The organism is Luteolibacter sp. (assembly GCF_058122085.1).
The window spans coordinates 1-9,505 of the sequence record NZ_JBIKBQ010000137.1 but is presented as its reverse complement, the minus strand read 5'-3'; the positions used below and the strand labels follow the sequence as shown (position 1 = coordinate 9,505).

Below are 9,505 nucleotides of genomic sequence, written 5' to 3'. Positions count from 1 at the left end.
GCTTCCCACGTCGTTCACCCGGCCGCCGGAAAGGATATTGCCGAGCGGCGTGCTGGAATCACTCAGGCGCATGCCGTCGATGACGACTTGGGAGTCGGCGGTTTTCGTGCCGCGGATGAAGAGGGAGCTGACGGCTCCGGTCTGGCCGCCGGTGGAGGTGGAAATGACTCCGGGGACGGCGTTGAGCGCGTCGCGGAGCTGGAGGATGCCTTGGTTTTGCAAGGACTCGGGGTCCAGCACGGTTACCGCGGAGGTGACGGTGGAGGCCGGGCGCGGGACCCGCAGGGCGGAGACGATCAGCGGTTCGAGTTCGGCCTTTTTTTCCTCCGCGCGGGCAGGGGATTGGGCAAGCAGGGCGATCAGTGCGAAGGCACTCCGGCAGGAGCCTCTGGGAGGCGTTGGTAGATGTAGCATGGTTTCGGTTTCAATGTCTGTTAGTCGCAGACGTCTGAAAATCTCCTCAGGCTGGCAATCTGGCTGACCGTCCCGCTCTCGCGGTCCGGAATCACAGTGGCGATACCGCGCCGGAATCCCACCGGCTTCCCCATCAATTTCCTGCCCTGGCGAAGGGCGTCCTGAAGAGAGTCGGATTTCGCCGACGGCGTGGTGATATTCCACGGACCGTCCCGCGCGCAAGGGTGGAGCGCAAGATCAGAGGAAATGCCGATGAGTTGAGCGGTTCGATCAAACGCCCCGGCGGCGAAGGGCCGGGATTTCTTGGCGCTTGACGGCGGGGCGGCGGGGGATTTCCTTCCCGCCATGTTCCGCGAGGTCCTGAAATCAAAACTACACCGGGCGATGATCACCGGATCGGACGTCGATTACGAAGGCAGCATCGAAATCCCGACGGACCTGATGGAAGCGGCGGACCTGTGGGCGGGCGAAAAAGTGCTGGTCGCCTCGATCACCACCGGCGCGCGCTTGGAAACCTACATTCTCCCCGGCAAGCCCGGCACCGGCCACATCATGATCAACGGTGGGGCCGCCCATCTGATCAAGGCCGGCGAGCGGGTGGCGATCATGGCCTTCGCGCTGTCAGAAACGCCGGTCGTTTCGAACAATTTGCTGCTCGACGAGAAAAACCAGATTGTCCGGCAGAGTCGGTAGGGCCGGAATTTTCTGAAGACGAAGCGTTCCGGCAGGTCAACGGTCCGCCGCGGCCCGCACGTCCTGGATGATCAGTTGCAGCGTCGTCCGCCCGCGGAAGGTGTTTCGATCAATTGTGAAGGCGATGTCCCACGGCGGGTCGGGCAGCGGATGCTCTCCGCCTCCGAAGAAGACCGCGTCCTGCTCGTGATAGCCCTGGCGCAGCATGAAGCGCAGGTGGTTGTTCTTCATGTGCAGCGGCGAGCGGCTCAGCCCGACCTCGCGGGAAATGAACACGGGTTGCGGGTTTCCGCTGCCGAAGGGCTGGAGCAAATCGTAGCTTGATAGGAATTCCAGCGAGAGCTGATCGAAGGAAATCTCCGCGTCATACATCAGCTTGGGCCGGCGTTGTTCCTCGTTGCTGTTATTCAATACGTAGTCGGTGAAATTTCTGCGGAAGCCGTCGAGCTTGTCCTCGTGGATCGAAAGCCCGGCCGCCATCGCGTGGCCGCCACCGGCGATCAGATCGCCCTCGCAGGCGCGGATCGCCTCGACCAGTGAAATCCCCTCGATGCTGCGGCCCGAGCCTTTCCCTACGCCGTCCGCATCGATGGCGATGACGAAAACCGGCTTGTGATACTGCCGCATCAGCCGCGAGGCGACGATGCCGACCACGCCGTGATGCCACGTGCGCGAGCCGAGAACGATCACCGGATCGCGCAGCGGGTCGAAATCGCGGTTGAGCATTTCCACCGCCTCGCGGCGGATGAGTCCTTCGTGGGTTTGGCGCTCCTTGTTATAGTCGTCGAGTTTCTGCGCGAACTCGTGGGCGAGGCGGCGGCAATCCGTCGTCAGCGTGGCCAGCGCGTCTTCCGGCGCGTCCATCCGCCCGGCGGCGTTGAGCCGTGGGCCGATGCGGAAGCCGACGTCCATCGAGGTCGCGGCGCCACTCATGCCGGTGACTTCCTGAAGCGCGCGCAAGCCGGGATTGAGCGTGCTCGGCAGGTGCTTCAGCCCGTGGCGCACCATCAGGCGGTTTTCCCCGATCATGGGGACGATGTCGGAAATCGTCGCGACGGCCACGAGATCCATCAATTCCTTGAGATCGAGCTCCACAGGCCGGGTTTTCAGCAAGGCATGACCGAGTTTGAAAACAACGCCCGCCGCGCATAAATAAGTGAATTCCGTGCCGCATTTCGGGTTCACCAGCGCGCAGCAATCCGGCTTTCCTTCCAGCTCGGGTTCGTGGTGATCGACGATCAAAACATCGATCCCGTCCGCCCGCAGCGCCGCGACTTCGTTGATCGAGACAGTCCCGCAATCCACCGTGATCAGCAAATCCGGCTTCGGCCCTTCCGCCATGCAGCGGGCCAGCGCCGCCGTGCTCAGACCGTATCCTTCCGGCCCGCGGCGCGGAATAAAATAGCGCGGCGTCAGCCCGTAAGCCATCAGGATTCGCCGCATCAGCGTGATCGAGGTGACGCCATCGACGTCGTAATCGCCGTAAATGCAGACTTTTTCGCCCTTGTCGATGGCCGCCAGCACCCGCTCGACGGCGGGTTTCATGTCCGGAATGAGGAATGGGTCAGCCAAATCCCGGAGTTTCGGGCGTAAATATCCCTCCAGATCGACGCCGGGCGGAAGGCCCCGCTGGCGGATCAAATGTTCGAGGATCGGCGGAAATGTGCCCGATGAACCGTTGGTCTGTTTTTCAAACGGTTCACCTCGCGCAATCCATTTGAACGGCTGGGCTCGCATGAAGTGGGGCGGACCCTAGCGGGGGATGAAGGTCTGACACAAGATCGGAAACGAAAAGCGTCCAAATCCGCCCGCTGTGTCAGTTTGGCGCAGGTGAAATGTGACACATTGGCGCTAAATTGCCTGATCCGTTCCGACGTCGCATCATTGCTATTTTTTCAACTCACTTGTTTTGAATGGGTTGAATTATTTTCGAGGATTCCGGCACATTCCCTGCGAAAGCGCGTCCATGATCACGCCGTTACAGGCACAAAACTGAAAGGAAACCAATTTATGTCCAAAATCCTCGGAATCGACCTCGGAACCACCAACTCGTGCATGGCTGTCATGGAAGGCGGCGAGTCCACCGTGTTGGAAAACTCGGAAGGCGCACGCACCACCCCGTCGGTCGTTGCATTTGCCAAAAACGGCGAACGCCTCGTCGGCCAGGCCGCAAAACGCCAAGCGGTCACCAACCCGCAAAACACGATTTTCTCCGCCAAGCGCCTTATCGGCCGCAAGTTCTCGGAACTCAAGGAAGCCGACAAGCGCATGCCTTATACCATCGTCGCCGCCGCCAATGGCGACGCCCACATCCAGGTGGAAGTGGCCGGTGAGAAGAAAACCTACTCGCCGCAGGAAATCGCCGCGATGGTTCTCGGCAAGCTCAAGGCCGACGCCGAAGCCAAGCTCGGTGAAAAAATCACCCAGGCCGTCATCACGGTTCCCGCTTATTTCAACGACTCCCAGCGCAACGCCACCAAGGCCGCCGGTGAAATCGCCGGCCTCGAAGTGCTCCGCATCATCAACGAGCCGACCGCCGCCGCCCTTGCTTACGGCCTCGACAAGAAGTCCGACGAGAAAATCGCCGTTTATGACCTCGGCGGCGGCACTTTCGACATCTCCGTCCTCGAAATCGGCGACGGCGTCTTCGAAGTCCTCGCCACCGACGGCGACACCTCGCTCGGCGGTGACGACTGGGACAACGCCCTGATCCAGTGGATCGTCGGCGAGTTCAAAAAGGATCAAGGCATCGACCTTTCCGGTCAACCCGACGCCCTCCAGCGCATCAAGGAAGAAGCGGAAAAAGCCAAGATCGCTCTCTCGTCCACCCAGTCTTACGACATCAGCCTGCCCTTCGTGACGGCCGATGCCACCGGACCAAAGCACATCCAACTCACGCTCACCCGTTCCAAGCTGGAGCAGCTCACCGACTCCCTCTTCGAGCGCACCAAGAAGCCCGTCCGCGACTGCCTCAAGGAAGCCGGCCTCACTGCCGCCCAAATCAACGAGCTCGTCCTCGTCGGCGGCATGACCCGGATGCCGAAAGTCGTCGAAATCGCCCGCGAACTCGCCGGCCAGACTCCTCACCAAGGCGTCAACCCGGATGAAGTCGTCGCCATCGGCGCGGCCATCCAAGGCGGCGTCCTCCGCGGCGATGTCAAAGACGTGCTGCTCCTCGACGTCAGCCCGCTGACGCTTTCCATCGAAACGGAAGGCTCCCGCGCCACCGCGATGATCGAGCGCAACACCACCATCCCGGCCAAGAAGTCGCAGATCTTCTCGACCGCCTCCGACAGCCAACCCGCCGTGGACATCCGCATCTGCCAAGGCGAGCGCCCGATGTTCGCCGACAACAAGTTGCTCGGAAACTTCAAGCTCGACGGCATCGCCCCGGCCCGCCGCGGCGAGCCGCAAATCGAAGTCACCTTCGACATCGACGCCAACGGCATCCTCCACGTCTCGGCCAAGGACAAGCAGTCTGGCAAAGAGCAGAAAATCTCCATCCAAGGTTCCTCCGGCTTGTCCAAGGACGAGATCGAAAAAGCCAAGCGCGACGCCGAGGCCCACGCCGACGAGGACAAGAAGCGCGTTGAAAAAGTGGATGCCAAGAACAAGGCCGACAACCTCGTCTTCTCCGTCGAGAAACAACTCGGCGAACTCGGCGACAACGCCCCTGCCGAACTCAAGCACATGCTCGGCGGCAAGATCCAGGCCGTCAAAGACGCCATCTCCAGCGACGACGTGGACAAGATCAACAGCGCCGTTACCGATCTCGAAGGTTCCCTTCAAGCCCTCGCCGAAGCCGCCCAGCAAGCCCAGGCCGGTGCCGCCCAGCCCGACGTCGAGCCAGCCGAAGCCGGTGCCTCCAGCGAACCGAAACAAGCCAAAGGCAAAGTCGTCGACGCCGAAGTCGTGGATTGATCGAAGTAGCGGCGATCACCGGTCGCCGCGATTCGATTCTTCCCCACTCGCGGCGACCAATGATCGCCCCTACCAAACACTTTCCACTCTGCACCCGCAGCGTGGCTTCTCACAGAAACCAAACCAACACATACAATAATATGGCTAACATCAAACCACTCGGACAACGCGTCCTCGTCAAACGTCTCGAAGCCGACGCCATCAGCGCCGGCGGCATCGTCCTTCCAGACACCGCCAAGGAAAAACCTCAGGAAGCTGAAGTTCTCAGCCTTGGCACCGGCGGCAAGGATGACAATGGCAAGGACATCGCTTTCACCGTCAAGGTCGGCGACAAGGTCCTCATCTCCAAATACGGCGGCACCGAAGTCAAACTCGACGGCCAGGAAGTCCTCATCATCAATGAATCCGACATCCTCGGCATCGTCGGCTAATCGCCCCATCTGAAATCTCAAATCTCAAATCTCAAATTTAAACTATCATGGCCAAACAACTCCTATTCGACGAAGCCGCCCGCCAAGCCCTCTTGCGCGGTGTGGAAAAACTTGCACGCGCCGTCAAAGCGACCCTCGGGCCTGCTGGACGCAACGTCATCCTCGACAAAAAGTTCGGTTCCCCAACCATCACCAAGGACGGTGTCTCGGTTGCCAAGGAAATCGAACTTGAGTGCCCTTATGAAAACATGGGCGCCCAACTGATCCGCGAGGTTTCCAGCCGCACTTCCGACATCGCCGGTGACGGAACTACGACTGCCACCGTGCTTGCCGAAGCCATCTACAAAGAAGGCCTTCGCAACGTCACCGCCGGTGCCAACCCGATCTCGCTGCAACGCGGCATCATGAAGGCCACCGAAGCGATCGTCGCCCAGCTCAAGCTCCTTTCCAAGCCCGTCTCCGACGCCAAGGAAATCGCTCAAGTTGCTTCCATCTCCGCCAACTCGGACGCCGAAATCGGTGGCATCATCGCTGAAGCCATGGACAAGGTCGGCAAGGACGGCACCATCACCGTGGAAGAAGCCAAGGGCATCGAAACCACCCTCGAAGTCGTCGAAGGCATGCAGTTCGACAAAGGCTACCTCAGCCCTTATTTCGTCACCAACCCCGAGTCCATGGAAGCCTTCCTTGAGAACGCTTACATCCTCATCAACGAGAAGAAGATCTCGTCCCTCAAGGACATGCTTCCTCTCCTTGAAAAGGTTGCAAAGACCGGCCGTCCGCTCCTCATCATCGCCGAAGACGTCGAAGGTGAAGCCCTCGCGACCCTCGTCGTCAACAAGCTCCGCGGCATCCTCAACATCGCTGCCGTCAAGGCTCCTGGTTTCGGCGACCGCCGCAAGGCCATGCTCGAAGACCTCGCCATCCTCACCGGTGGCCGCGTCATCACCGAAGACCTCGGCATCAAGCTCGAAGGTGTGGAACTCAGCGACCTTGGCGAAGCCAAGCGCATCACCATCACCAAGGAAAACACCACCATCGTTGAAGGTGGCGGCACTTCCGAAGGCATCACCGGCCGCGTGAACCAAATCCGTCGTCAAATCGAAGACACCACCAGCGATTACGACCGCGAGAAGCTCCAAGAGCGCCTTGCCAAGCTCGCAGGCGGCGTCGCCGTCATCAACGTCGGTGCAGCCACCGAAACCGAGATGAAGGAAAAGAAAGCCCGCGTCGAAGACGCCCTCCACGCGACCCGTGCGGCCGTTGAAGAAGGCATCGTCGCCGGTGGTGGCACCGCCCTCATCCGCGCCCAAGCAGCGATCGGCGATCTCGGCCTTACCGGCGACGAGAAGACCGGAGCAGGCATCGTGGCACGCGCCGTCGAAGCACCGCTTCGCCAGCTCGTCGCCAACGCCGGCCGCGAGGCGGCACTCATCGTCGAGCACGTGAAAAAAGGCACCGGCGGCGAAGGTTACAACGTGGCGACCGACAAGTTCGAAGACCTCATCGCCTCCGGTGTGGTCGATCCAACCAAGGTCACCCGCACCGCGCTCCAGAACGCAGCGTCCATCTCCGGACTCCTGCTCACCACCGAGGCTCTCATCACCGACCTGCCTTCCAAGGAAGCAGCCGGCGGCGGCGGCGGCGGTGGTCACGACCACGGCATGGGCGGCATGATGTAATCCGCGTAGCGGCGATCACCGGTCGCCGCGAATTCATTCATCTATCAAAAAGCCGGACAGGGAAACCTGTCCGGCTTTTTCGCATCCTCGACAAACCCTCCATGTGAACACAATAGGCCCAGATGAAAACCGGGGAACCCCTTTTTGTCGTAAGCCGCGAAGCCGGGCACGGCCGCATCGACACCCGCACGGCGGCCATCACCGCCATCACCCCCGTGACGGCCGGGCTGCCATTCGCACGCAGCGCGGTGGTGGTCCGGCGCGACTGGCAGATCAAAAACGCACCGGAAGTGCGGGAAAAAGCCAGGTCCGGCACTTTCTAACCAGCCTCCATCCTCGTGAAAGCCAACGCATCCCAGCGGCTGTCCGGGGCCACTGGAGCGTGGAGAACCTCAATCACTACAAACGCGACACCTGCCTTTGGCAGGAGGACGACCATCGGCACCGGCGCGTCAACACCGCGCAGAATCTCGCGCTGACCCGCAATGCGCTGCTGGCAATCATCCCCTTTGACGCGGACCAGCCGCTCTCGAGTTGGTTCGAAATCCACCAGCGCAACCCAGCCAAGGCCCTGCAACTTATTTTTCACGCCGCCCCAGTCCAATGACATCTCAAGCCAAATGCCCTGCTCTTCGATCAGGACGGCGCGTCCTCCTCCTCCGGATGAAGTTCCCGGAAGCGCCGCTTCGGCAGGTGGCGGAACGCGCTGGGCGATTGTCCGGTCATGTTGCGGAAGCGGACGCTGAAATGCTGCGCGTTGGGAAATCCGCAGCGGTTCCCGATCTCCTGCACCCGCAGATCCGTGGTGAGCATCAGATGCTTGGCCCTCTCGATGCGATGCATCTCAAGGAATTTGATCGGTGAAAGGCCCGTTGTCTCCCGGAAAAGGTGGGCGAACCGGGAGGGTGACAAGCCAGCCACGGAGGCAAGCTCCTCGACCGGGAGTTCCTCACCAAACCGGCGTTCGATGTGAGCGACCACGCGATGGATCCGGTCGTCGGGCATTCGCTGGTCCTGCTGCAAACCATGTTCCCGGATGGCGAGCAGGAGAAGGCGCTCGACGGCGTTTTCCGCGAGCTGCAATTCCGGTGGTTGGCTTGCCCACCAGTGCATCAGGTCGTTGAGGCTCGCCCGCATCCTCGACCATGCCGGAGAATCCCCGAAAACAACCGAGATCACCCGGGAGCGGCCGTCTGCCGCCGGCAGTGCCGAACGCAGGCGCATGCGGGGATCAAAAATCGTCCATATCTCGCGATGCTTGCTGAGCATTGTGATCCGATAGGGGGTGTTCGGTCCCAGAATCAGGCAGCTGCGCGGCGGAATCGACAGCGTCCGCCCCTCGCATGCCACTTCTATCGGCCCAGTCAGGAAGAATCCCGCCGTCCAGTAGGGAAAGCCGGGTTCGCGTTCGAATTGCAGCCCGGCACCATGTGAGCTTGTTCCTGCGGAAATGATCATGGAATTGGGATTTGCTTGCAACCCATAGTCGGGGCGCACCCCGGCGTCGAGAATGATTTGTAGCAGGATCAGAAACGAAAATGACAGGATTGTACATTCCCAGCCCCCCTTTTATCTGTAAAGGTTTCGCCAGTGTCCCGGGCGGCCTTGAGGCGCGGGATATGGACTGAAGTCGCAATAAAAACTCCAGCAGCATGAGCGAAACCTCCGTTTTCCCGACCACACCGCGAAGCAGCCGCTTCCGGCTCTACATGATCACCCTGGTTGCCGCCACCGGTGGTTTTCTGTTCGGCTATGATCTCTCAATCATCAGCGGGGCGCTGATCTTTTTGGAAGAGCATTTCCAACTCGACAGCACCGGCACCGGTTTCGCCGTGAGCAGCGCGATCCTGGGTTCCATCGCCGGGCCCTTGGCCGGCATGTGGCTCAACGACTCGATCGGACGCCGTGCCACGCTGTGGGTTGCGGCCTTGTGCTTCCTGGTGTCAGCCATTGGCACCGCACTGCCCCGCACCTTCGTCGAGTTCTGCATCTGGCGCGCCGTCGGAGGAATCGGTGTCGGCTTGGCGGCCATGACCTCGCCGATGTATATCGCGGAGATATCCCCGTCGCATCTCCGCGGGCGCCTGGTCACGGTCAACCAGCTTGCCATCGTCATCGGCATCAATATCGCGGTGATCGCCTCATACCTTCTCTCGTTTGGCGGCCACTGGCGGTGGATGTTCGCCTCGGAGGTGGTTCCCATCGTGGTGTTGATCGCCGGGTTGTTCTTCGTTCCCCACAGCCCGCGTTGGCTGGCATCGAAAGGCCGCAACGAAGAGGCGCTGGAGGTTCTGGAATCCATCAACGGCCCGGAACAGGCGGCCCGCGAGCTCGTCGATATCCGCGACGAGCTCAGCGAGGAAA

10 protein-coding genes and 1 riboswitch are annotated in these 9,505 nt (G+C 61.0%); of the genes, 7 read left to right on the top strand and 3 right to left on the bottom strand.

The window, feature by feature from the left end; genetic code table 11:
* Positions 1-414 (bottom strand): TonB-dependent receptor plug domain-containing protein (locus AC4DF4_RS16595; RefSeq protein ID WP_490049225.1); only part of this gene is annotated, 414 nt, incomplete at its 3' end.
* Positions 415-446: 32 nt separating this feature from the next.
* A riboswitch (cobalamin riboswitch) is annotated at positions 447-594 on the bottom strand.
* Positions 595-717: 123 nt separating this feature from the next.
* Here AC4DF4_RS16595 and AC4DF4_RS16590 point away from each other — a divergent pair.
* A complete protein-coding gene (locus tag AC4DF4_RS16590) occupies positions 718-1,107 on the top strand; it encodes an aspartate 1-decarboxylase (protein ID WP_490049224.1) in 390 nt (129 codons plus the stop codon).
* 36 nt (positions 1,108-1,143) lie between these two features.
* Here the strand turns inward: AC4DF4_RS16590 and recJ are convergent, their stop codons facing one another.
* A complete protein-coding gene (gene recJ / locus AC4DF4_RS16585; RefSeq protein ID WP_490049223.1) occupies positions 1,144-2,844 on the bottom strand; it encodes a single-stranded-DNA-specific exonuclease RecJ in 1,701 nt (566 codons plus the stop codon).
* A 273-nt stretch (positions 2,845-3,117) separates the two neighbouring features.
* Here recJ and dnaK point away from each other — a divergent pair, with 273 nt between their 5' ends.
* The 5 genes from dnaK (at position 3,118) to AC4DF4_RS16560 (ending at position 7,748) form a co-directional block, all read left to right on the top strand.
* On the top strand, positions 3,118-5,028 hold the full coding sequence (gene dnaK / locus AC4DF4_RS16580) for a molecular chaperone DnaK (RefSeq protein WP_490049222.1): 1,911 nt from the start codon (positions 3,118-3,120) through the stop codon (positions 5,026-5,028).
* A 140-nt stretch (positions 5,029-5,168) separates the two neighbouring features.
* Positions 5,169-5,459, top strand: a complete 291-nt coding sequence (locus AC4DF4_RS16575; RefSeq protein WP_490049221.1) for a co-chaperone GroES — start codon at positions 5,169-5,171, stop codon at positions 5,457-5,459.
* A gap of 44 nt (positions 5,460-5,503) precedes the next feature.
* Entirely contained in the window at positions 5,504-7,141 is a 1,638-nt protein-coding gene (groL, locus tag AC4DF4_RS16570) for a chaperonin GroEL (RefSeq protein ID WP_490049226.1), read from the top strand.
* Positions 7,142-7,263: 122 nt separating this feature from the next.
* Complete coding sequence (locus AC4DF4_RS16565) at positions 7,264-7,464, top strand: hypothetical protein (protein WP_490049220.1); 201 nt, start codon at positions 7,264-7,266, stop codon at positions 7,462-7,464.
* A gap of 59 nt (positions 7,465-7,523) precedes the next feature.
* Positions 7,524-7,748 (top strand): hypothetical protein, encoded by a 225-nt coding sequence (locus tag AC4DF4_RS16560; protein WP_490049219.1) that lies wholly within the window; start codon positions 7,524-7,526, stop codon positions 7,746-7,748.
* Between the two features lie 29 nt (positions 7,749-7,777).
* Here the strand turns inward: AC4DF4_RS16560 and AC4DF4_RS16555 are convergent, their stop codons facing one another.
* The gene (locus AC4DF4_RS16555) at positions 7,778-8,599 is read right to left on the bottom strand and encodes a helix-turn-helix domain-containing protein (protein ID WP_490049218.1); all 822 of its coding nucleotides are present in this window, start codon (positions 8,597-8,599) and stop codon (positions 7,778-7,780) included.
* Between the two features lie 194 nt (positions 8,600-8,793).
* Between AC4DF4_RS16555 and AC4DF4_RS16550 the strand changes: the two genes are divergently transcribed.
* On the top strand, positions 8,794-9,505 hold a 712-nt coding region (locus AC4DF4_RS16550), incomplete at its 3' end, for an MFS transporter (protein ID WP_490049217.1).

What these genes read in the sequence shown, in the direction of transcription:
- recJ (WP_490049223.1), bottom strand. Translation starts at nt 2,844, where the DNA reads ATGCGAGCCCAGCCGTTCAAATGGATTGCGCGAGGTGAACCGTTTGAA.
- dnaK (WP_490049222.1), top strand. Translation starts at nt 3,118, where the DNA reads ATGTCCAAAATCCTCGGAATCGACCTCGGAACCACCAACTCGTGCATG.
- AC4DF4_RS16575 (WP_490049221.1), top strand. Translation starts at nt 5,169, where the DNA reads ATGGCTAACATCAAACCACTCGGACAACGCGTCCTCGTCAAACGTCTC.
- AC4DF4_RS16565 (WP_490049220.1), top strand. Translation starts at nt 7,264, where the DNA reads ATGAAAACCGGGGAACCCCTTTTTGTCGTAAGCCGCGAAGCCGGGCAC.
- AC4DF4_RS16555 (WP_490049218.1), bottom strand. Translation starts at nt 8,599, where the DNA reads ATGATCATTTCCGCAGGAACAAGCTCACATGGTGCCGGGCTGCAATTC.